Source organism: Streptomyces sp. NPDC045955 (assembly GCF_056430805.1).
In genome coordinates this window covers 21,818-42,387 of record NZ_JBWKKY010000019.1, presented here as the reverse complement: position 1 = coordinate 42,387, position 20,570 = coordinate 21,818, and the positions used below count along the sequence as shown (strand labels likewise).

Annotated in this window: 17 protein-coding genes and 2 pseudogenes; 7 read left to right on the top strand and 12 right to left on the bottom strand. The window is 72.1% G+C overall.

The window, feature by feature from the left end; all coding sequences use genetic code 11:
• Positions 1 to 741, top strand: coding sequence for a sirohydrochlorin chelatase (locus AC07F0_RS31115; RefSeq protein ID WP_478983346.1), 741 nt, complete (start codon positions 1 to 3; stop codon positions 739 to 741).
• Between the two features lie 39 nt (positions 742 to 780).
• Here AC07F0_RS31115 and AC07F0_RS31110 read toward each other — a convergent pair whose 3' ends face one another.
• The 7 genes from AC07F0_RS31110 to AC07F0_RS31080 form a co-directional block, all read right to left on the bottom strand.
• Positions 781 to 1,614, bottom strand: coding sequence for a GvpL/GvpF family gas vesicle protein (locus AC07F0_RS31110; RefSeq protein WP_478983345.1), 834 nt, complete (start codon positions 1,612 to 1,614; stop codon positions 781 to 783).
• Complete coding sequence (locus tag AC07F0_RS31105; RefSeq protein ID WP_478983344.1) at positions 1,611 to 1,973, bottom strand: gas vesicle protein; 363 nt, start codon at positions 1,971 to 1,973, stop codon at positions 1,611 to 1,613. Before AC07F0_RS31105 ends, AC07F0_RS31110 begins: the two co-directional genes overlap by 4 nt.
• Positions 1,970 to 2,221: a gas vesicle protein GvpG gene (locus tag AC07F0_RS31100; RefSeq protein ID WP_478983343.1), complete on the bottom strand. Its 252-nt coding sequence runs from the start codon at positions 2,219 to 2,221 to the stop codon at positions 1,970 to 1,972. The genes AC07F0_RS31105 and AC07F0_RS31100 overlap by 4 nt, the downstream gene beginning before the upstream one ends.
• A gap of 1 nt (position 2,222) precedes the next feature.
• Positions 2,223 to 2,942, bottom strand: coding sequence for a GvpL/GvpF family gas vesicle protein (locus AC07F0_RS31095; RefSeq protein ID WP_478983342.1), 720 nt, complete (start codon positions 2,940 to 2,942; stop codon positions 2,223 to 2,225).
• On the bottom strand, positions 2,939 to 3,325 hold the full coding sequence (gvpJ, locus tag AC07F0_RS31090) for a gas vesicle protein GvpJ (protein ID WP_436729493.1): 387 nt from the start codon (positions 3,323 to 3,325) through the stop codon (positions 2,939 to 2,941). The genes AC07F0_RS31095 and gvpJ overlap by 4 nt, the downstream gene beginning before the upstream one ends.
• A gap of 126 nt (positions 3,326 to 3,451) precedes the next feature.
• Positions 3,452 to 3,748, bottom strand: a complete 297-nt coding sequence (locus AC07F0_RS31085) for a gas vesicle protein GvpO (protein WP_478983341.1) — start codon at positions 3,746 to 3,748, stop codon at positions 3,452 to 3,454.
• A 90-nt stretch (positions 3,749 to 3,838) separates the two neighbouring features.
• Positions 3,839 to 4,384 (bottom strand): DUF1697 domain-containing protein, encoded by a 546-nt coding sequence (locus tag AC07F0_RS31080; RefSeq protein WP_436729474.1) that lies wholly within the window; start codon positions 4,382 to 4,384, stop codon positions 3,839 to 3,841.
• Positions 4,385 to 4,909: 525 nt separating this feature from the next.
• On the opposite strand from AC07F0_RS31080, the gene AC07F0_RS31075 reads away from it, so the two are divergent.
• Positions 4,910 to 7,159 carry an MMPL family transporter gene (locus AC07F0_RS31075; protein WP_478983340.1) on the top strand — a complete coding sequence of 750 codons (2,250 nt, stop codon included), beginning with the start codon at positions 4,910 to 4,912 and terminating at the stop codon, positions 7,157 to 7,159.
• A gap of 111 nt (positions 7,160 to 7,270) precedes the next feature.
• On the opposite strand, the pseudogene AC07F0_RS31070 reads toward AC07F0_RS31075, so the two are convergent.
• Positions 7,271 to 8,543: pseudogene (locus tag AC07F0_RS31070) on the bottom strand (glycosyltransferase).
• Positions 8,540 to 9,599 (bottom strand): annotated as a pseudogene (locus AC07F0_RS31065) (ABC transporter substrate-binding protein); the annotation flags it as partial. The pseudogenes AC07F0_RS31065 and AC07F0_RS31070, both read right to left, overlap by 4 nt.
• A gap of 225 nt (positions 9,600 to 9,824) precedes the next feature.
• Between AC07F0_RS31065 and AC07F0_RS31060 the strand changes: the two are divergent.
• Entirely contained in the window at positions 9,825 to 10,688 is an 864-nt protein-coding gene (locus AC07F0_RS31060; protein WP_478983339.1) for a phosphotransferase enzyme family protein, read from the top strand.
• Between the two features lie 4 nt (positions 10,689 to 10,692).
• Here the strand turns inward: AC07F0_RS31060 and AC07F0_RS31055 are convergent, their stop codons facing one another.
• Entirely contained in the window at positions 10,693 to 11,598 is a 906-nt protein-coding gene (locus AC07F0_RS31055; RefSeq protein WP_478983338.1) for a LysR family transcriptional regulator, read from the bottom strand.
• Between the two features lie 91 nt (positions 11,599 to 11,689).
• Between AC07F0_RS31055 and AC07F0_RS31050 the strand changes: the two genes are divergently transcribed.
• Together AC07F0_RS31050 and AC07F0_RS31045 are read left to right on the top strand one after the other, a co-directional pair.
• Positions 11,690 to 12,733, top strand: a complete 1,044-nt coding sequence (locus AC07F0_RS31050) for a DMT family transporter (protein WP_478983337.1) — start codon at positions 11,690 to 11,692, stop codon at positions 12,731 to 12,733.
• On the top strand, positions 12,619 to 13,200 hold the full coding sequence (locus AC07F0_RS31045) for a YbaK/EbsC family protein (protein ID WP_478983336.1): 582 nt from the start codon (positions 12,619 to 12,621) through the stop codon (positions 13,198 to 13,200). The genes AC07F0_RS31050 and AC07F0_RS31045 overlap by 115 nt, the downstream gene beginning before the upstream one ends.
• A gap of 90 nt (positions 13,201 to 13,290) precedes the next feature.
• Here the strand turns inward: AC07F0_RS31045 and AC07F0_RS31040 are convergent, their stop codons facing one another.
• Positions 13,291 to 14,007 (bottom strand): exonuclease domain-containing protein, encoded by a 717-nt coding sequence (locus tag AC07F0_RS31040; RefSeq protein ID WP_478983335.1) that lies wholly within the window; start codon positions 14,005 to 14,007, stop codon positions 13,291 to 13,293.
• Between the two features lie 117 nt (positions 14,008 to 14,124).
• Positions 14,125 to 15,417, bottom strand: coding sequence for an SAV2148 family HEPN domain-containing protein (locus AC07F0_RS31035; RefSeq protein WP_478983334.1), 1,293 nt, complete (start codon positions 15,415 to 15,417; stop codon positions 14,125 to 14,127).
• A gap of 356 nt (positions 15,418 to 15,773) precedes the next feature.
• On the opposite strand from AC07F0_RS31035, the gene glgX reads away from it, so the two are divergent.
• On the top strand, positions 15,774 to 17,909 hold the full coding sequence (glgX, locus tag AC07F0_RS31030) for a glycogen debranching protein GlgX (RefSeq protein WP_478983333.1): 2,136 nt from the start codon (positions 15,774 to 15,776) through the stop codon (positions 17,907 to 17,909).
• 151 nt (positions 17,910 to 18,060) lie between these two features.
• Positions 18,061 to 20,430, top strand: coding sequence for a malto-oligosyltrehalose synthase (gene treY, locus AC07F0_RS31025; protein ID WP_478983332.1), 2,370 nt, complete (start codon positions 18,061 to 18,063; stop codon positions 20,428 to 20,430).
• The last annotated feature ends 140 nt before the right edge of the window (positions 20,431 to 20,570 follow it).

Sequence of the window (20,570 nt, the reverse complement as noted above, 5' to 3'; positions counted from 1 at the left end):
GTGATCAACAAGCCCGTTCTCCTCGTCATCGCCCACGGCAGCCGCGACCCGCGGCACGCCGCGACGGTGCACGCCCTGGTGCGCCGGGTCCGCTCCCTGCGCCCCGACGTCCGCGTGGAGACGGGCTTCCTGGACTTCAACGTGCCCTCGGTACAGGGAGTGCTGGAGTCCCTGGCGGTCCAGGGCGTCCGTGACGTCGTGGCCCTCCCCCTCCTGCTGACCCGGGCGTTCCACGCGAAGGCGGACATCCCGGCGGTCCTCGCGGACGCTCCCCCGCAGCTTCGCATCCGCCAGGCGGAGGTCCTGGGCCCGTCGCCCCTGTTGCTCTCCGCCCTGGAGCGACGCCTGTACGAGGCGGGCCTGTCCCCCGCCGACAAGTCCTCGACCGGGGTCGTGCTGGCCTCGGCGGGGTCCACCGACCCGGAGGCGATCGCAGTGATCGCAGACATCGCGCGGGAGTGGCGGCACACCGGTTGGTGCGCCGTGCGGCCTGCGTTCGCCTCCGCGTCTCTCCCCCGCACCCAGGACGCCGTCCGCGAACTCCGGTCCCTCGGCTGTACCCGAGTGGCGGTCGCCCCTTACGTCCTCGCCCCCGGCTTCCTCCCGGACCGCATCGCCCGGGCCGCGGCTCAGGCGGACGTCCTGGCGGACGTACTGGGGCCGGCGCCGGAGGTGGCGCGGGTGGTGCTGGAACGCTACGAGGCGGCTGGGGTACCGGCGTTGACGGCTGTGGGCGCCTGACGGGGAACCGGCCATCGGGTCAGGGGCCCCGACGGGCCCTCACGCGGCGGGTTCCGGCTCCGGCTGGAGTGCGAAGGAGTAGGGGGCCCACGGGCCGCTGACCTCGACGCGGAGGCCGGGGATGCCCTCGGCGGCCGCCAGCACGGCGGCGCGGAAGGCGTCGACGCGGTCGGCGGGGACGAGGTAGGCGTCGTTGCCGACGTTGGTGCCGGGCGCCGGGCCGGCGAGGCTTCCGCGTTGCGGGGTGTGTGCGACGCGGTCGACGGCGAGCGTGCCGGCGGTCTGCGTGAGGTGTGCGGCGGCCTGCGCGACCGTACGCCAGGCTTCCTCGTTTCTGCGTTGTCTGCGGCGGCGGATCGACAGGTAGGCGCGGCCGACGCCGAGGCCGGTGTGCGTTTCCCCTCCGTCGTCGGTGTCCGGTTCGGGGGGTGTGATGTCGGGTGTGGCGTAGATCCTGACGCCGAGTTCGACATGGCCCGTCAGACGGTGCAGGAGGGACTGGAAGTACGCACGGCGGATGTCGAGGGCCTGCCGGGCGCGGTCCTCGTCGGGGTAGACGGTGGCCAGGCGCAGGGGCAGGACGGCGGTGCCGCTCGCGACGAGCGCGGCGACGACGGCGTGGTGGGACCGGACCGTGGACTCCATCCAGTCCAGGTCGTCGAGGTGGGCCTGGAGGGGTGCCTCGGCGTAGTCGGCGGCCGGGACGTGGCCGACGGCGAAGGCGAGCCGGGAGGTGGGATCGGAGGCGGGCGTCACCAGGTGGATCCGGTCGCCGGCGACCCCGCGTACGTCCGCGACCGCCGCGGCGGCCTCGGGGGTGCCGCGCAGCACTGCGTAGACGTAGACGACGTCCTGGTCGGTCGGGTCGGTCATGGCTCCGGCCTCCTGTCGGCCGCCTTGAGGGCGGCGATCTCGGCGCGCAGCCGTGCGTTCTCGTCGGCCAGGGACCGCTCGGGGCGAGCGGCGCGGGAGGAGAGGGAGGGATCGTGTTCCCACCAGTCGATGCCCATCTCCTTCGCCTTGTCGACGGAAGCGACGAGCAGGCGCAGCTTGATGGTGAGCAGTTCGATGTCGAGCAGGTTGATCCGGATGTCGCCGGCGATGACCACACCCTTGTCGAGGACGCGTTCGAGGATGTCGGCGAGGTTGGCGCTCTGGGCGCCGGGCCCGTGGCCGTAGGGGGAGGGAAGGCGGGGCGGCCCGGTGAGTCCGCCTGTTGCCGGATGGGTCATGGTCGCAGGGCTCGTCTCCGGGCGTCGATCTCGTCGAGTCGGTCCAGCAGTTCGTCCTCGCGGCGGTCGTACTCGTCCTCGTCGACGCGTCCTTCCAGCAGGGCCCGTTCCAGGTCGACGAGGGCCTGCCGGACGGGGGCCGGGTCGTAGTACTGCGCCTCGGCGGCCGCCTGGAGTTGCTCGGCGGCCCAGAGGGTGGTGCGTACGGGCGCGAGCGGGAGGGTGAGGATGCCGGTGAGCAGGCCCATGTCAGGCGGCGAAGCTGTACGGGGGCAGCGGCCCGCGCAGCCGGAAGTCGTAGGCGGTGCCGTAGTCCTGGGCCAGGCGCCGGCCGGCCGTGGTGAACTCCTCGGCGCGGGCGCGGTCGACGAGGAACGACACGTTGAGGAAGTCGTCCTTGGACGGGTCCGCCACGACGCTGGACCTGGCGAGTGAGGACAGCCGTCCGACGATCTCCTCGGCCTGCCGCCGCTGCCGTGCGTCGACCTGCCGGGCGACCAGTTCGCCGAGGGCGAGGCGGTCCTCGTGGCTTCCGGTGCCGTCGCGGGTGCGCTGGTTGAGCCGGCGGGCCTCCTCCGACTCGTCGAGCACCTCGCGCAGCAGGTCGTCCTGGTCGCGGGCGGCCTTGAGGTTGAACTCGGCGGTGCCGTGCAGTTCGCCGAGCCTGCGGGCGTAGGCCTGGCCCCGCTCCTCCAGGGCCGTCCGGACGGCGGTGTCGTCGGGGGCGAGCAGACCGAACCGCATGGGCAGGACCGTGCCGTCGGCCATGAGCCGTTCCTGGAGTTCCTGGTGGGCGGCGAGGTCGCGCCGTTTGGGCCGCAGATCGGGGGGTGCGGCGCTGACCACGGCGGCGAGCGGGCCGTGCACGACCACGCGCGGGGAGTCGTCGGTCCCGCCGACGGTGCGCAGGCCGTCCAGCCGCAGGGGGTGGTCGGAGCGGGTGACGGCGTAGACGTAGACGCCGCTCACCGCTCGTCCTCCTTGCCGTCCTTGTCGTCGCGGTCGAAGATGTCGCCGATCGCGTCGATGGCGCCGCCGATCGCGCCGCCGGTCTTGCCCCGGGCGCCGCTCTCGACGAGATTGCCGACGATGTCGGTGAGCTTGTCGGGTGCCTTGCGGCCGGACTCGAGGTCGAGGCGGTTGCAGGCCTCGGCGAACCGGAGGTAGGTGTCGACGCTCGCGATGACGATCCGTACGTCGATCTTGAGGATCTCGATGCCGACCAGGGAGACACGGACGAACACGTCGATCACGAGCCCGCGGTCCAGGATCAGTTCGAGGATGTCGAAGAGGCCGCCGGTCCCCGACCCGCTGGAAGTGGCGGCGGGTTGCATCCCGCCGGTCTGCGTCATGACGGTCACGGTGCGATTCCTCTCGCGAGACTCGTTCTCGTGCCGCCCGTAGGTACGGGGGTGGCGGCGGGCGTGTTCACGCAAACACCGAAACGGGTCTCAGCGGCGGGAAGCCGAGAGGGCGGCCTAGCGGCCCCGGTCGAGCTGGCCGCGGGCGTACCGGCGGACCCGTTCGTAGCCCAGGAGCCGGCCCTCCGGGTCGAGGGTGACCCGGTAGGTCGCCATGATGGTCATGGTGTCGGGGACCCGCTCCAGCTCCACGACCTCCACGTCGGCGGTCCAGCCGTCGGGGGTGGGGCGGACGGCGGTGACGGAGTCGGGGGTCGTGCCGAGCAGTTCGGCAAGCTGGGCCGCCGCGCCGCGCATGGCCTGGACGGCCGTCGTACGGCCGGATGGGGTCGCCTGGTCATCGGTGCTCGTCATGGTCCTACCGTGCCAAGGCCCTGGTCCGTGCGGGCGTGATTCGGCCAAACATGCGGTGCCGTCGATCTGGCACCGGGGCGGAGGCCGGGCTCAGGTACCGGTCAGTTCCACCAGCTTGACGACGGTGTTCCAGTTGCGGGTCGTGGCGACGATCCCCTTGTTGATGCGCGGCTTCGCGAGGTGTTCGGCCAGCTTGGAGCGGCCCAGGCCGTTCGGGGCGTACAGGTACAGGGCGCGGTCGCCGAGACGGAACTCCTCGGGGAGGTAGGCGGACTGGTCGATCTCCGCGAAGCGCTCGGGGGTCACGGGGGCGGAGAAGTACGTGACGTGGAGCTGCTTGGGCTCCAGGTCGGCGGCCGGGAACGGGCAGGCGTCGACGATCGCCTTCAGGTAGGCGTGGTCGCGCACGATCACGTCGACGGCGAAACCGAAGTGCTCGTGGACGGCGTTCGTGATCTCGGCGGCCAGGGACTCCTCGTCGCCGTGGCCTGAGGCGAACACGGCCTGGCCGCTCTGGAGGTACGTCGTCACGGCCTCGTAGCCGAGGCCGGCCAGGAGTGTGCGCAGGTCCGCCATCGGGACCTTTCTGCTGCCGCCCACGTTGATTCCGCGCAACAGTGCCGCATACGTCGTCATCCGCACACCTTAAGAGGTGCTGCCGGGATTCGGCCGTCGTCACGCCCGCCGCCGTGGCCCGCATCAGCTCCGTGCCCGCGTCTGTGGGCGCGTGGACGGGAAGACGTCGCCGGGTGCGCGCTGCCGTGCCCGACGGTGGCCGGTCCGGAAGGTGACGCCGCGTGGTTCGACCGGCCCTCGGTGTCCCGCCGAGAGAGATGCCATGACATCAGGCGGCCGTCGTGCCCCGTGGGGGTGGGCACGACGGCCGGTGGGCGGATGCCCGAGTCCCGTAAATTACTCATCGGTCATGGCGGGGCACAACCTTCTGCTCAGGATCCACACAGTCGAGGAGAGCGATAGGTGTAAGGGGCCACGGCCCTTTCCGGTCCTCCCCGGTGGGGAGAGGGTGGGCACCGGGGGGATGAGATCCGGCCCCGTGACGTCACCGGTCAGCACGACGTGCCGGCTTTATCCGGCCCATACCTTCGAGTGGGAAGGGGGCGGCAGGGGGCCGCCCTCGCATCACGAGGGGGCAAGCCCGTCATGGAGAACGGAGAAGCACGGGTGCGGGGCCTGGCCGCCCGGGCCGGCGGCTGGAGCGCCCGGCATCGATGGGCTGCCGTCGGGATCTGGGTGCTGTTCGTCGTCCTGGCGACGGGGCTCGGTTCGGCGGCGGGCCGGGTCGACGTCAAGGACAGCGACCAGCTGAAGGGCGAGACGCACACCGCCGCGAAGATCATCGAGGACGCCGGCATCGACGAACCGGCCGGCGAGACCGTGCTGATACAGGCCAAGGGCTCCGGTCTGAAGGTCACCGACGCCGAGTTCCGGGACGCCGTCACGGCCGTGGTCCGGGCCGTCGAGGGGACCGGCCGCGTCACCCACGTGACCTCGCCGTACGACACGAAGACGATCTCGAAGGACGGGCGCAGCGCGCTCGTGCAGTTCGACATGCGCGGCGAGCCGGACACCGCCGGTGAGCGGGTCGAGCCGGTGCTGAAGGCCGTGGAGGGCGTCCAGCAGGACCACGGGTCGCTGCGGATCGAGGAGATCGGCGGCGCCAGCATGATGAAGACATTCGCCGACGCGTTCGGGGACGACTTCAAGAAGGCCGAGTACTCCGCGGTGCCGGTGGCATTCGGCATTCTGCTCATCGCCTTCGGCGCGCTGGTGGCGGCGCTGCTGCCGGTGGCGCTGGCGCTCACCGCGATCATGGCGACGATGGGCCTGATGGGGGTGATCAGCCACGCGGTGCCGATGACGGACGCCGCGAACTCCGTGATGCTGCTCGTCGGTCTGGCCGTCGGTGTCGACTACTGCCTGTTCTATCTGCGCCGTGAGCGGGAGGAGCGCGCCGCGGGCCGGGACGCGCAGACGGCGCTGCGGATCGCCGCCGCGACCAGCGGCCGGGCGATCGTGGTCTCCGGCGTCACGGTGTGCGTGGCCATGGCGGGCATGCTGTTCACCGGGCTCGCCGAGTTCGAGGCGATGGGTCTGGCCTCGCTGATCGTGGTGGCCGTGGCCATGGTGGGGTCCGTGACCGTGCTGCCCGCGCTGCTGTCGCTGCTGGGTGAGCGCGTGGAGAAGGGCCGTATCCCGTTCCTGCGCCGGCGCGGGCAGGGCGGCAACGGGGAGAGCCGGTTCTGGACGGCCGTCCTGCGGCGTGTGCTCGCCAAGCCGGTCGTGTCCGTCGCGGTGGCGACCGGTGCGCTGCTGGCCATCGCGGCTCCCGCGGTCGGCATGAAGACCCAGAACCTCACGCTGGACCAGGAGTTCGGCGACTCGCTGCCGATCGTGCAGACGTACAACCGGCTCAACGAGGCCTTCCCGGGCGGCTCGGACCCGGCCCAGGTGATCGTGAAGGCCGACGACATCAACGCGCCCGCGGTGCGGTCGGCGCTCGCCGACTTCCGTGAGCGGGCGGTCAGTTCGGGCGCCTCGCGCGGCCCGGTGGAGATCGAGCTGCACGACGCGCAGAACCTCGCCGTCGTCTCCGTCCCGCTGGTCGGCGGCTCCGACCTCGACAAGGCGGGCGCCAGCCTGGACAAGCTGCGCGACGACGTGCGGCCCGCCACGCTCGGCGAGGTCGACGGTGTCGAGGCCCCCATCACCGGGCAGGTCGCGGGTTCGAAGGACTTCAACGACCAGCTGGCGGGAGCCGTCGTCCCGGTCTTCGCGTTCGTCGTGGTCTTCGCCTTCGCGCTGATGCTGCTGTCGTTCCGCTCGCTGACCGTCGCGCTCACGTCGATCCTGCTGAACCTGCTGTCGGTGGGCGCGGCCTACGGCATCCTCGTCGCGGTCTTCCAGCACGGCTGGGGCGCCTCGCTGGTGGGGGCGGAGGGCGTCGGCGCGATCATCACCTGGCTGCCGCTGTTCCTCTTCGTGATCCTGTTCGGCCTGTCGATGGACTACCACGTGTTCGTGGTGTCGCGGATCCGCGAGGCCCGTCTGAGGGGCCGTACGACGAAGGACGCGATCCAGCACGGCGTGGTCACCACGGCGGGTGTCGTCACCAGCGCCGCGGTCATCATGGTCGCCGTGTTCGCGATCTTCGGGACGCTGTCCATGCAGTCCATGAAGCAGATGGGCGTCGGCCTCGCGGCCGCCGTGCTGATCGACGCGACGATCATCCGGGGCGTGCTGCTGCCGGCGGTGATGGCACTGCTCGGGGAGCGCAACTGGTACCTGCCCAAGTGGCTGCACCGGCTGCCCGACCTCACGCACGACGAGACGCCGCAGGCGGTCGTGGGACCGGCGGCGCGGGACGACGAGGGCGAACCCGTCGCGGTCTGATCCCCCGCTCCCCCGCCGCTGCGTGCGGGGCCCGTCGGTTCCGGGGGAACCGCCGGGCCCTTCCAGCCGGTGAGCACGGTGTGCCGGACCGGCGAGGGGCCACCGTCCCGACTACCCCAGGCGCGCGGGCAGTTCGGCCTCGATGAGGTCGGCCGCGCGCCGCGTGCCGCCCTCCCGGGCCGTCTCCGCCTGGATCTCCTTCAGGCGGTGGGCGACCTCCGGGTCGCAGACGAGGGCGAGCGCCGCCTCGCGCAGCGCCTCGCCGGTCGCCTCCTCCGTCGGGAGACACCGCGCGACACCGAGGCCCTGGAGCACCTGCGCGTTGCCGAACTGGTCCGCGGCCTGCGGTACGGCGATCATCGGCGTGGCCGTGGCCAGGCCCTCCTGGCTGCCGCCCGCGCCGGCGTGCGTGACGAACAGGTCGGCCTGCTTCAGGATCGCCAGTTGCGGCACCCAGGAGCGCACCTCGACGTTCGCGGGGGTCTCCCCGAGCTCGGCCGGGTCGATGTGCTTGCCGACCGAGAGCACCAGGTGCCAGCCGGGCAGGTCGCCGAACGCCTTGACGCACTCCCGGTAGAAGCCGGGCTGCTTGGTGAAGGCGGACCCGAGTGACACGAGCACGACCTTCTCGGCACCGGCCGGACGCTGCCAGCCGCCCTCCGCGGTGCGGTCGCCCTGGCAGGCTCCGACGAAGGAGTACACGGTCTCGTCGACGCGGTCCGCGTTCGGCTGGAGGGCCTTGGGGATCAGGACGATCGAGCGGTCGGGACGGCCGCCGAAGGCGTCGGGGTGCTGAGTGATCCCGTTCTCCTGCAGCCAGGCGTGGAAGCGGGCGTAGTAGGCACGGCCGCGCTCGGTCCTCTTCGGCTCCTCCCACATGGGCTCCGCGACCTCCTCCTCGTACCCCTCCCAGGCGACCATGGCCGGTGACAGGGAGATCGCGGGCACGCCCCAGCGGTGGGCCAGGACACGGGCCGGGTAGGAGGCGATGTCGTGCAGCACGAGGTCCGGCTCGTCGCCCTCGTACGCCTCGATCAGCTGCGGGAGGGCCTGGATCGCGTCGTCGAGGAACGGCTCCACGTTGTCCAGCAGCGTGGTCCCCCAGGCCTCCGGGTCGTCGTCGGGCGAGGGCAGCGTCGAGTGCCACGGCTTCACCTCGGCACCGGTGTCCGCGACCTTCTCCGCGAAAACCGGCGGGATCGCGTACGTCACGCGGTGGCCACGCGCCACGAGCTCCCGGATCACTTCCAGACTCGGGTTCACGTGGCCGTGGGCGGCGATGGAGAACATGGCGATGTGGGCGCGACTGGTCATGCGCCCGAACGTACGCGAGACGGTACGTCTCGTGCAATCGTTTTGGACGGGTCCGCGTCGGCGGGTTCAGCGCTGGTAGCGCGCCAGCACCAGGGTGCCGTCCTCCTCCAGGCGTCTGCGCAGCTCACGGAGGCCGATGGCGCCGCTGTAGTACTCCTGGAGGGCCGGGGTCGCCCCCTTGTCCTTCCACTCGGGATAGCCCCGTACGGTCTGTGCGGGCGCCGGGCGCAGGTGGGCGGCGAGCGCGGTGCCCGTCGCCCAGCCGTGCTCGGGCGTGCGCAGGGCCGGATCGTTCAGCGCCCGGCTGCCGGTCGGCGGCATCCAGTCGCCGAGGGCGAGGCGGACCATGTTCTTGGGCCTGAGCAGGAAGTCGATGAAGGCGGCGGCCTCCTTCTTGTGCGGGGAGTCCTCGGCGACGGACAGCGTCTGCGGACTGACGCCCTGGGTGAGTCCCCCGGCGCCCGCCGGGGGCGGGCAGCACCTGCCAGGCGAAGCCCTTCGGGGCCTGCTGCACGATCTGCTGGCGGTAGGAGAAGCCCAGCGGCACCATCGCGTATCTGCCGCCGAAGAAGCCGGGCAGGGTGTCCGAGCCGCCGCCGCCCAGGGTCGTGGGCGAGGCACTGCGGTCGGTGCCGGCCTGGGCGTGGATGGTGCGCGGCACCACCTGGTCGGCCGCCTCGAACCGGACCGTCACCTTGCCGTCGGCCCCGCGGTGGAAGAGCTGTCCGCCCGCCGACAGGGAGAGGTTGAGCGTGGCGGAGACCGGTTCCTTCAGGGGCCAGGCGACGCCGTACGTCCCCCGGCCGCTGAGCCGTTCGGTGATCCGGCGGAACTCCGCCCAGCTCCACGGCCTCTCAGGGGTCGGGATCCGTACTCCGGACCGCTTGAGCCACGTCGCGTTGGCGATCAGCACGCGCGGCTCCTGGAGGAACGGCACGCCGTAGACACCGTCCCCGAAGGTGGTGGTCTCCCGACTGCGCCGCGGGATGTCCGACTTCAGCCGGGCGGGCAGCAGATCGGTGAGGTCGGCGAGGTAGCCGCCGTAGGCGAAGTCGGCGAGGCCGTCGGAGGCGTCGTGGATGATGTCGGGTGCCTCGCCGCCCTCGAAGACCGTCAGGAGCTGGTCGTCCTCCTCGGTGGCGAGGGGGGCGAAGACTCGGTCACCAGTGTCACGGGATCAGCCCTTTTGACGGCTCGGCCGGCCAGGTCATGGCCGTGAAGGCGTCCTGCCTCGTCACGGCACCGCGCACGCCGCCCGACCTGTGCCGATGCGACACTGGCCGGCGGATGGCCGGAACCCGACGGCACAGGACGAGGACGACGGCGGAGAGCGTGACGACGGAGGCGGACGATGGACGAGGTACGGGCCCGGGACGTACTGGCGAAGGCGGGGGTGCTGCCCGGTGCGGCCCGCGGGGCACGGCTGCTCGCGCTGGGCGAGAACGCGGTGTTCGCCGCCGGTGAGCTGGTCGTCAAGGTGGGCCGCGACGCCGAACTCCTCGACCGGGCGCGACGCGAACTCGACATCGCGCTGTGGCTCGCCGAGGCGGGTGTCCCGGCGGTCCGGGCGGCCGAGCCCAGGCCGCTGCTGGTCGACGGGCACCCGGTGACCGTGTGGCACCGGCTGCCGGATGCCGTACGGCCCGCCGAGCCGCGGGACTTGGCCGAACTGCTACGGGTCGTGCACGCCACGCCCCCTCCTTCCTTCGATCTGCCGCCCCGCGATCTGCTGGGCGGTGTGGAGCGCTGGCTGCGGCTCGCCGGGGACGCGATCGATCCGGCGGACGCGGCGTATCTGCGGGAGCGGCGGGACGGGTTCGCGGCGGAGGCGGGCGGGCTGACGCCGCATCTGCCGCCGGGGCCGATCCACGGGGACGCGCTGCCGCGCAATGTGCATGTGGGGCCGGAGGGTCCGGTTCTGGTCGACCTGGAGACGGTCTCGTCCGACCTGCGCGAGCACGACTTGGTGGTGATGGCCCTCTCCCACGACCGGTACGGGCTCCCGGACGAGGCGTACGACTCCTTCACCGAGGCGTACGGCTGGGATGTGCGGGAGTGGGAGGGGTGCTCGGTGTTGCGCGGCGCCCGGGAGACGGCCAGTTGCGCATGGGTCGCTCAGCATGCGCCGAGCAATCCGAAGGCGCTGGCGGAGTTCCGGCGGCGGGTGGCTTCACTGCGGGAGGGGGACGAGACGGTACGGTGGTATCCGTTCTGAGCGCCTAGGGTTCTCTGCCCTGGACACTCCGGGCGGCCCGGCGTAGCTCCGTGAGGACCGTGCGGACCGCTGTGCGGGCCGTGCGCTCGGGGCGGCACAGGGCGTCGATGTGGCGTCGCGCCCTCACTCCGCTGAGCGGCCGGAGCACGAGCGCCGGATGCGGGCGCATGGTCCAGCGCGGCATGAGGGCGATACCGCCCCCGGCGGCCACGGCCTCGGCGACCACCGAGAACTCGTTGATGCGATGGGCGAGACGGAGCCTGCGGCCCGCCGCGGCGGCGATGGCCTCGATGGTCGCCAGGACCGGGAACCCTTCGTGCACGGTGATCCACGGCTCGTCGGCCACGTCGCGCGGGGTGACGCGACGCTTGGCGGCCAGGGGGTGGTCGGCGGGCATGGCCACGTCCAGCGGCTCGCGCAGCAGCGTCGTCGTGGCCACCGTGTCCGGCCATGGCGGGGCGTGGTCCAGACGGTGGGCCAGGACCACGTCGTACTCCCGGGTGAGCCGGGGGAAGTCCTCCTGCGGTACGTCCTCGTCGGCCAGCCTCGGCACCGGCTTGCCCGGACCGGCCAGCGCGCGCAGCAGCGGCGGGAAGAACGCGGCGCCCGCGCTGTGGAACGCCGCCACCGACACCTCGCCGTCAGGCCGTCCGAGGAACTCCTCGACGGTGTGCCGTGCGCGTGCCAGCGCCCTCTCCACCTCCACGGCCGCGCCCGCCAGCGCCTGCCCGGCGTCGGTGAGCACCAGCCGTCGCCCCTGGCGCTCGGTGAGCGGCACGGGGATCGCGCGCTGAAGCAGCCGCAGCTGCTGGGAGATCGCCGACGGCGTCACCAGCAGCGCCTCGGCGACCGCCGTGACGCTGCCCAGTTCGCCGAGTTCCCGCAGGATCCGCAGCTGACGTTCGTCCATCGCCCCAGTGTAGGGACGATGTAGGGCTGCTAAATGATCGTTTTAGAGACTGGTACTGGGCTTCATGATGGCTCCGGTGCACCGTAGGCGGGTGTCCGACGTCCGCCGTACCGATGCGGTACTCCTCCTTGTCGCGCTCGTCTGGGGTTCCAGTTACCTGTCCGCCCAGACGGCCACTGCCGCGCTCCCCGTCCTGCTGGTGCTGTTCGCCCGCTATGCCCTCTCCGCCCTGGCCTGCCTCGGCGTCGTCGCCACCCGAGGACGCGGGTCGCGCCGGTGGACGCGGGACGAACTGCGGGCCGGGGTGCCGCTGGGGCTCACCCAGGCCGCGGTCCTGGTCGTGGAGACGTACGGCGTCGCGCACACCAGCGCCGCCAACGCCGGGCTCATCATCAGTCTGACCATCGTCCTCACCCCTTTCCTCGACCGCGGCGGCCACCGCGGCGCGCTGCCTGTCTCCTTCTTCGCCGCGACCGGCGTGTGCGTCCTGGCCGTCGGACTGCTGATGTCCGGCAACGGCTTCCACGCGCCACGCCTCGGCGACCTGCTGATGCTCGGCGCCGCGCTGATCCGGGCCGTGCATGTCGCGCTGGTCGGCCGCTTCACGACCGGGCGGGCCGTTCGGCCCCTGCATCTGACGACGGTGCAGACCCTCGTCGGCACGGCCCTGTTCCTGCCGGTCACCGCCCACGACCTGCCGACGCTGGTCCGCACGAACCCGGCGACCTGGGCCCAGCTGGTCTATCTCGCCCTGTTCTGCAGTGTGTTCGCCTTCCTGGCCCAGACCTGGGCCGTGCAGCGCACCTCCGCCAGCCGGGCCAGCCTGCTGCTGGGCACCGAGCCGGTCTGGGCCGTCGCGGTGGGCACAGCCCTCGGCGGCGAACACCTCACGCCCCTCACCGGCCTCGGGGCGGCCCTCATGGTGGCCGGTACGTACTGGGGGCAGGCGGTGGAACGGACGCACCGAAGCGCACCGGCCCCCCTGCCTCCCCCGTCCCACTCCCCCGACAAGGACTCCGCATGCCCGACGGCACCCACCGCGACGCCAGCCCGCACGACCCCAGCCCTCACGACACCGGCCGGCACGACACCGGCCGGCACGACACCGATCGGCACGACACCTACGGCCACCTGATCTCCCTGTTCGACTCGGCCGGCGTCGATTACCAGCTCATCGACCACGAGCCCGAAGGCGCCACCGAAGCCGTCTGCGCGTTGCGCGGGCATCCGGCCGGCGAGGCCGCGAAGTGCATCGTGCTGCGGGTCAAAATGGACCGTCGCACCACACGCCACGTCCTCGCGGTCGTCCCCGGGGACCGGCGGGTGGACCTGGACGCCGTCAGAGCGCTGTTCGCGGCCCGCTACGTGGGCTTCAGCGACCCCGGGACCGCCGAACGGCTGGCCCGCGCCGTGCCCGGCACGGTCCTGCCGTTCAGCTTCGATCCCGACCTGGAACTGGTCGCCGACCCGGACGTCGTGGCGCTGCCGAAGCTGTACTTCAACGCGGCCCGGCTCGACCGCTCGCTCCTCATCTCGGGCTCCGACTACGAGCGACTGGCCAAGCCCCGCATCGCACGCATCGCGACGCCCGCGCCGGCGTGACGGAGAGAGCGCCGGGCCGTCTGACGGGGCCGGGCCGTGGGACGGGGCCGGGCCTGCTGAGGGCCGAGCCTGCTGAGGCCCGGGCGCGGCTTACGCGTCCGCCAGCTCCCGCAACGGCCATGTCCCGTCCACCAGGGCCGTCGCATCGCCCTTGCCGCGCAGGAAGTTCTGGAAGTCCGCCGCCCACTGCGCGTACCACTCGATCTGGCGGCGGTGGAGGTCCGCCGGGCCGAGGGACGCGATCTTGGGGTGGCGGGCGGCTATCGCACCGGCCAGGCGGGCCGCTGCCAGGGCGTCGGCCAGGGCGTCATGGGCGGAGTCGAGGACGACGCCGTACTCGGCGCAGACCGCTTCGAGGTTGCGTTTGCCCCGGCGGTAGCGGTCGACCCAGCGGTCGATGGTGTACGGGTCGATGACCGGGGCGGGGTCCACGCCGCCCAGGCGGTCGCGCAGGGACGGCAGTCCGTGGCGGCGCAGCTCGGCGGAGAGCAGGGTCAGGTCGAAGGCGGCGTTGTAGGCGACGACCGGCACGCCCGCCTTCCAGTAGGAGGTGAGGACCTCGGCGAGGGCGTCCGCCACCTGGTCGGCCGGTCGGCCCTCGGTCGCCGCGCGCTCGTTGCTGATGCCGTGCACCGCCACCGCTTCCTCGGGGATCGGCACCCCCGGGTCGGCCAGCCACTCCCGGCGCCCCATCGGCTCCCCGGCCCTGACTTCGATCACGGCTGCCGTGACGATGCGCGCCTCGCGCGGATCCGTGCCCGTCGTCTCCAGGTCGAAGCCGATCAGCAGCTCCCGGTGCCAGCCCATGGGCGGCCCCCCTTCTATGGTGCGTTCCCCCAGTGGTCTCCACCTTCCCATGCACCACTGACAATCAGAGGACCGCGTTCCGCTCAGGCGCCGAACCACTCGACCCGGAGGGACGGTTCACGACACCGGCCGTGAATCCGCCCACATCACCTCGAACTCCTCGCGATAGGTGGGGAAGAGGCCGCTTTCGTCGATCTCGCCCGACTTGACCACCTTGCCGCTGTTGCGCAGCACGAACACCGGCGCTTCCATCCCGCGGGTCCGGCGCAGATAGTTCTGCACGACCGCGATGCCGTCCGCACCGTCGCCGTCGACCAGGTACGCCGTGAAGCGGGGCGTCTCGTCGAAGACCTGGATCTCGAAGGCCCCCGGGTCGCGCAGCCGCGCCCGCACCCGGCGCATGTGCAGGATGTTCATCTCGACGGCCCGGCTGAGCTCGCCGCGCTTGATGCCCAGCTCGCGCTCGCGCCGCTTGACCGCGCTGGAGGCCGGGTTGAGGAACAGCAGCCGCACCCGGCAGCCGGACTCGGCCAGCCGGACCAGACGGCGGCCGGAGAAGTTCTGCACGAGCAGGTTGAGGCCGATGCCGATGGCGTCGAGGCGGCGGGCGCCGCCGAAGATGTCCTCGGCCGGGAACTGGCGCATCAGCCGCACCCGGTCCGGGTGGACGGCGACCACGTCGGCGTACCGGTCGCCGACCAGGTCCTCGACCGCGTCGATGGGCAGCCGGCGCGCGGACGGCACGTCACCGCCGGCGCCGAGCATCTCCAGCAGCCGGGCGGAGGCACGCTCGGCCTGGTTCAGGACGGCCTCGGACAGGGCCCGGTTGCGGGAGACGACGTTCCGGGTCACCTCCAGCTCGTCCAGGGCGAGCTCCACGTCCCGGCGGTCCTCGAAGTAGGGCTCGAAGCAGGGCCAGTGCTGCACCATCAGCTCGCGCAGCTGCGGCAGGGTGAGGAAGGACAGGACGTTGTCGTCGGCCGGGTCGAGCAGATAGCCCTTGCGGCGGCTGACCTCGCGTACGGCGACCGCCCGCTGCACCCACTCCTGCCCGGCGGGTCCGGCGGCGGCCACCACCCAGTCCTCGCCGTGGACGGGTTCGTACACGGGGCGCAGGACGGCGGCGACGACCGCGCGCAGCCGCTGCTCGACGAGGTTCAGCCAGATGTAGGCCCGGCCGGCCCGCTGGGCGCGGGTGCGCACCTCGCGCCAGGCGTCGGCGTCCCAGTCCAGCTCCGGGCCGATCGAGCCCGTCGCGTCCATCGGCCGCGCCAGGGACACGGCAGCGGTCGGGACGTCTGCGGAGTTCCCCTCGTGACCCTCGTCACCAGGGGGCAGCTCCAGCCCTCCCGAGCCCACCCGCGCACCGCCTTCCGCTCCCCCGAGCACTCCCGAGGGGCCTGGCACCATCTTCCCGTCTGCTCCGCGGCGTCTGGCACGCCAGGCCCCACCCAACGATCAAGGAAGGGTACTCCGGGAGCGGTCGACGGTGCAGCCGGATGGGCAGGGTAGTTCTCAGCCGTGCGGCGGAGCCGGTCCGGGACGGTGAGCTCCTTGCCGGCGCCGAGGGGGACGCGATCTTCTCGACTCGCCCCCTACTCCCCCAAAAGCCCCGGAAACATCACGGGTCCCACTGGTTCGGCATCACGCATATGCACTGGTCACTCGGTAAGAGGGACATAAGTCATAGGAGGTTCCCTCACTTTCGGGGAGACTCGGGGCCAAGGCGTCCCCACCGGCGCCGCTCACCTGAAAGAGTCGTATCCATGCAGGTCTGGCCTGGAGAGGCATATCCACTCGGTGCCACGTATGACGGCGCCGGCACGAACTTCGCGGTCTTCTCGGAGGCCGCGGACCGAGTAGAGCTGTGTCTGCTGCACGACGACGGCTCGGAGACGGCGGTCGAGCTCCGGGAGAGCGACGCGTTCGTACGGCACGCGTACCTGCCGGGCGTCATGCCGGGGCAGCGGTACGGGTTCCGGGTGCACGGCCCGTACGCCCCGGAGCGCGGGCTGCGCTGCAACTCCGCGAAACTGCTGCTCGACCCGTACGCGCGTGCGATCAGCGGTTCGATCAGCTGGGGCGAGGAGGTCTACGGCTACCACTTCGACGATCCCGACCGGCGCAATGATCTCGACTCGGCGCCGCACACGATGACGTCGGTCGTGGTCAATCCGTACTTCGACTGGGGCGACGACCGCCTGCCGCGCACCGAGTACCACCACACGGTGATCTACGAGGCCCACGTCAAGGGCCTCACCATGCGGCACCCGGGCCTGCCGGAGGAGCTGCGCGGCACCTACGCGGCCCTCGCGCACCCGGCGATCATCGAGCACCTCACCGAGCTCGGGGTCACCGCACTGGAGCTGATGCCCGTCCACCAGTTCGTGAACGACCACCGCCTGGTCGACATGGGCCTGAACAACTACTGGGGCTACAACACGATCGGTTTCTTCGCCCCGCACAACGCCTACGCCTCCTGGGGCGACCGAGGCCAGCAGGTGCTGGAGTTCAAATCGGCGGTGAAGGCGCTGCACGAGGCCGGGATCGAGGTGATCCTCGACGTGGTGTACAACCACACCGCCGAGGGCAACCACCTGGGCCCGACCCTGTCCTTCAAGGGCCTGGACAACTCGCGCTACTACCGGCTGACGGACGACCCCCGCTACTACATGGACACGACAGGGACCGGGAACTCCCTGCTCATGCGGTCCCCGCACGTCCTCCAGCTGATCATGGACTCCCTGCGGTACTGGGTCACGGAGATGCACGTCGACGGGTTCCGCTTCGACCTGGCGGCGACGCTCGCCCGGCAGTTCCACGAGGTGGACCGGCTGTCGTCGTTCTTCGACCTGGTGCAGCAGGACCCGGTGGTCTCGCAGGTGAAGCTGATCGCCGAGCCGTGGGACGTGGGCGAGGGCGGCTACCAGGTGGGGAACTTCCCGCCGCTGTGGACGGAGTGGAACGGCAAGTACCGGGACACCGTGCGGGACCTGTGGCGGGGCGAGCAGCGCACGCTCGCGGAGTTCGCCTCGCGGCTGACCGGCTCGTCCGACCTGTACCAGGACGACGGGCGGCGCCCGCTGGCCTCCATCAACTTCGTGACCTGCCACGACGGCTTCACACTGCACGATCTCGTGTCGTACAACGACAAGCGCAACGAGGCCAACGGCGAGGGCAACCGGGACGGCGAGAGCCACAACCGGTCCTGGAACTGCGGGACCGAGGGCGAGACCGGCGACCCGGACGTGCTGCGGCTGCGGGCCCGGCAGATGCGGAACTTCATCGCGACGCTGATGCTGTCCCAGGGCGTGCCCATGATCAGCCACGGCGACGAGTTCGCCCGCACCCAGCGCGGCAACAACAACGCCTACTGCCAGGACAACGAACTGGCCTGGGTCGAGTGGCCCGAAGAGGGAGGGGAGGACACCGAGGGGGGACTGAGCCGGGAGCTGCTGGCCTTCACCCGCGCGATGGTGTGGCTGCGCCGGGACCACCCGGTCTTCCGCCGCCGGCGCTTCTTCCACGGCCGGCCCGTGGAGGGCACGCACGACGATCTGTCCGACATCGCCTGGTTCACCCCCGAGGGCCGGGAGATGACCCAGCGGGACTGGGACTCGGCACGGGCCTCGGCGCTGACGGTGTTCCTCAACGGCAACGCGATCTCGGAGCCGGGCCCGCGTGGGGAGCGCATCACCGACGACTCGTTCCTGCTGATGTTCAACGCTTCGCCCAAGCCGCTGGAGTTCCTGGTTCCGGTGAACCACGGGCGGCAGTGGCAGGTGGTCGTCGACACGGCCCGAGCGGACGGTGTGCCGCCCGGCACGGGCCCGAAGGTGCAGGCCGGGGACCGGCTGACCCTGACCGACCGGAGCATGACCGTGCTCCAGCGGCCCGTGTAGCCGACGGCACGGAGCCCGGTTCGCCCCAGGTTCGGTTCGCCCGGTTCGCCCCAGGTTCGTCGCCCGGACAGAGCCACTCGTCCGGGCGACGCGCGGCGCACCTGGGGAGGGCGATGACACGAACGGCGGCGGGGCGGGTACGTAGCTCTCCATGACACCTGAGCGACCTGACCCCGTGGTGCCCACGGCCACGTACCGGCTGCAACTGCAGCCCGAGTTCCCGTTCGGGGCCGCGGCGGCCGTCGTGCCGTATCTGGCCTCGCTCGGCGTCTCGCACCTGCATCTGTCCCCCGTCCTGGAGGCCGTGCCGGGCTCGATGCACGGCTACGACGTCGTCGACCACGCGCGCGTGCGGGAGGAACTGGGCGGCGAGAAGGGCCTGCGGGCGCTGGCGCGCACGGCGCGCGAGCACGGGCTCGGACTGGTGGTGGACATCGTCCCGAACCACATGGCCATGGCCCCGCGCCACAACCGCGCCCTGTGGGAGGTGCTCCGCGAGGGACCGAAGTCGCCCTACGCGCGCTGGTTCGACATCGACTGGGAGGCCCAGAACGGCCAGGTGCTGCTGCCGGTGCTCGGCGGGCCGCTGGGCGAGGTGCTCGGGGAGCTGCGCGTCGACGGTGACGTCCTGCGCTACTACGACCATGTCTTCCCGTTGCGCGAGGGCACCGAGGACCTTCCGCTGCCGCACCTGCTGGACGGGCAGTGGTACCGCCCCGTGTGGTGGCGGCTGGCCCGGACCGAGCTCAACTACCGTCGGTTCTTCAGCATCTCGGAGCTGATCGGGGTGCGGGTGGAGGACCCGAGGGTGTTCGAGGCCACCCACGACAAGATCCTCCAGCTGCTCCACGAGGGCGTGATCGACGGGCTGCGCGTCGACCACCCCGACGGGCTCGCCGACCCCGACGGCTACCTCCGGCGGCTGCACGAGGCGACGGGGGGCCGCTGGACCGTCGTGGAGAAGATCCTGGCCGACGGTGAGCGGCTGCCGGCCTCCTGGCCCGTCGCGGGCACCACCGGATACGACGCCCTGCGGCACGTGGACGGGCTCTTCACGGATCCCGCCGGGTTCGGGGAGCTGCTGGGGCAGTACCGGCGCTTCGCGGCCCCGCAGACGGACCGGGGCGGGCAGTGGGAGGCGACGGTGCGGCGGGCGGCGTACAAGGTCCTCACGCACGAGCTGGCGACCGAGACCGACCGGCTGGTGCGGGTGGCGGACCGGCTGTGCGCGACCTCGCCGGAGCCGGCGCTGCGCGACCGCGCGCCCTGGGCGCTGCGCACGGCGCTCCAGGAACTGCTGGTGCGGATGGAGGTCTACCGGCCGTACGAGTCCGTCGACGCGGCGTCCGTGGTCACCGAGGAGGCCGCCGCCGAGGCCCGGCTCGCCTTCACCGTGCCCGAGGAGGCCGGCGCGGTGGACGTCGTACGGGACCTCGTACTGGGGCGGTACGGCGACGGGCCCGCGCAACTGGAGTTCCGGACGCGGTTCGCGCAGACCTCGTCGGCGCTGCGGGCGAAGTCCGTGGAGGACACGGCGTTCTACCGGTACGTGCCGCTGCTGTCGGCGACCGAGGTGGGCGGTAATCCGGGCCGTCCGGCGCTGTCGCCGGAGGAGTTCCACGCGTACTGCGCGCGCGTGCAGCGCGACTGGCCGGTGACCGGGACGGTCGCCTCGACGCACGACACGAAGCGCAGTGCCGACGTCCGGGCGGCGCTGCACGTGCTCACCGAGTGCCCCGGCCGCTGGGCGGACGTCCTCGCCGAGGTGACGCGCACGGGCGAAGGCGTGCCGGACGCGCAACTGGCCTGGGCGGCCTGGCAGACGGTGTTCGGGCTCGGCCCGGCGTCCGGGGCCCTGGAGCGGGTGCAGGGGGCGCTGCTGAAGCACGTGCGCGAGGCGGGCCTGTTCACCAGCTGGACCGAGCAGGAGCCGCCGTACGAGGAGGCGGTGGCGCGGTTCGTGGCGGCCGGGCCGTGCGGGACGCCGAGTGAGCGGATCGCCGCGTTCCGGGACTCTCTCGGGCCGTACATCCGGGCGAACGTGCTGGGCACGACCCTGGTCCAGCTGACGATGCCGGGTGTGCCGGACGTCTACCAGGGCACGGAGGCCGAGTACCGGGCGCTGGTCGACCCCGACAACCGGCGGGCGGTGAGCTTCCCGCCCGAGGAGTCCGGCGGGACGTCCGCGGAGAAGATCGCGGTGACGCGGGCGGCACTGGGGCTGCGGGCACGACGCCCCGACGCCTTCGGCGACACGGCGACGTACCTGCCGCTGCCCGCCCAGGGACGGGCGGCGGCCCACTGCCTGGCGTTCGCCCGGTCCGGAGAGGTACTGACGGCCGTGACCCGCCTGTCACTACGGCTCGCGGAGGCGGGCGGCTGGCAGGACACCCGACTGCCACTGCCGCCCGGCCGCTGGGCGGATGTACTGGAACCGGCACGCGAGTTCACGGGACACGCGCGCGCGGAGGAACTTTTCGAGCGGCTGCCGGTGGCGTTGCTGGAGCGGGTGGGCGACTGAGGCGGGGGTTGCTCGCGGCGGCAGGGCACGCGGGCAGGGCCAGGGCAGCACTGCACGGCAGGCGAGTGGGCGGGGCAGCACTGCACGCCAGGTAGGCGAGCGTGCGAGGCGCGGCAACGCGGCACGCACGCAGGTGTGCG

What these genes read in the sequence shown, in the direction of transcription:
- AC07F0_RS31110 (WP_478983345.1), bottom strand. Translation starts at nt 1,614, where the DNA reads ATGACCGACCCGACCGACCAGGACGTCGTCTACGTCTACGCAGTGCTG.
- AC07F0_RS31100 (WP_478983343.1), bottom strand. Translation starts at nt 2,221, where the DNA reads ATGGGCCTGCTCACCGGCATCCTCACCCTCCCGCTCGCGCCCGTACGC.
- AC07F0_RS31055 (WP_478983338.1), bottom strand. Translation starts at nt 11,598, where the DNA reads ATGGACGAACGTCAGCTGCGGATCCTGCGGGAACTCGGCGAACTGGGC.
- gvpJ (WP_436729493.1), bottom strand. Translation starts at nt 3,325, where the DNA reads ATGACGCAGACCGGCGGGATGCAACCCGCCGCCACTTCCAGCGGGTCG.
- AC07F0_RS31105 (WP_478983344.1), bottom strand. Translation starts at nt 1,973, where the DNA reads ATGACCCATCCGGCAACAGGCGGACTCACCGGGCCGCCCCGCCTTCCC.
- AC07F0_RS31060 (WP_478983339.1), top strand. Translation starts at nt 9,825, where the DNA reads ATGGACGAGGTACGGGCCCGGGACGTACTGGCGAAGGCGGGGGTGCTG.
- AC07F0_RS31075 (WP_478983340.1), top strand. Translation starts at nt 4,910, where the DNA reads ATGGAGAACGGAGAAGCACGGGTGCGGGGCCTGGCCGCCCGGGCCGGC.
- AC07F0_RS31045 (WP_478983336.1), top strand. Translation starts at nt 12,619, where the DNA reads ATGCCCGACGGCACCCACCGCGACGCCAGCCCGCACGACCCCAGCCCT.
- glgX (WP_478983333.1), top strand. Translation starts at nt 15,774, where the DNA reads ATGCAGGTCTGGCCTGGAGAGGCATATCCACTCGGTGCCACGTATGAC.
- treY (WP_478983332.1), top strand. Translation starts at nt 18,061, where the DNA reads ATGACACCTGAGCGACCTGACCCCGTGGTGCCCACGGCCACGTACCGG.
- AC07F0_RS31080 (WP_436729474.1), bottom strand. Translation starts at nt 4,384, where the DNA reads ATGACGACGTATGCGGCACTGTTGCGCGGAATCAACGTGGGCGGCAGC.
- AC07F0_RS31040 (WP_478983335.1), bottom strand. Translation starts at nt 14,007, where the DNA reads ATGGGCTGGCACCGGGAGCTGCTGATCGGCTTCGACCTGGAGACGACG.
- AC07F0_RS31035 (WP_478983334.1), bottom strand. Translation starts at nt 15,417, where the DNA reads ATGGTGCCAGGCCCCTCGGGAGTGCTCGGGGGAGCGGAAGGCGGTGCG.
- AC07F0_RS31085 (WP_478983341.1), bottom strand. Translation starts at nt 3,748, where the DNA reads ATGACGAGCACCGATGACCAGGCGACCCCATCCGGCCGTACGACGGCC.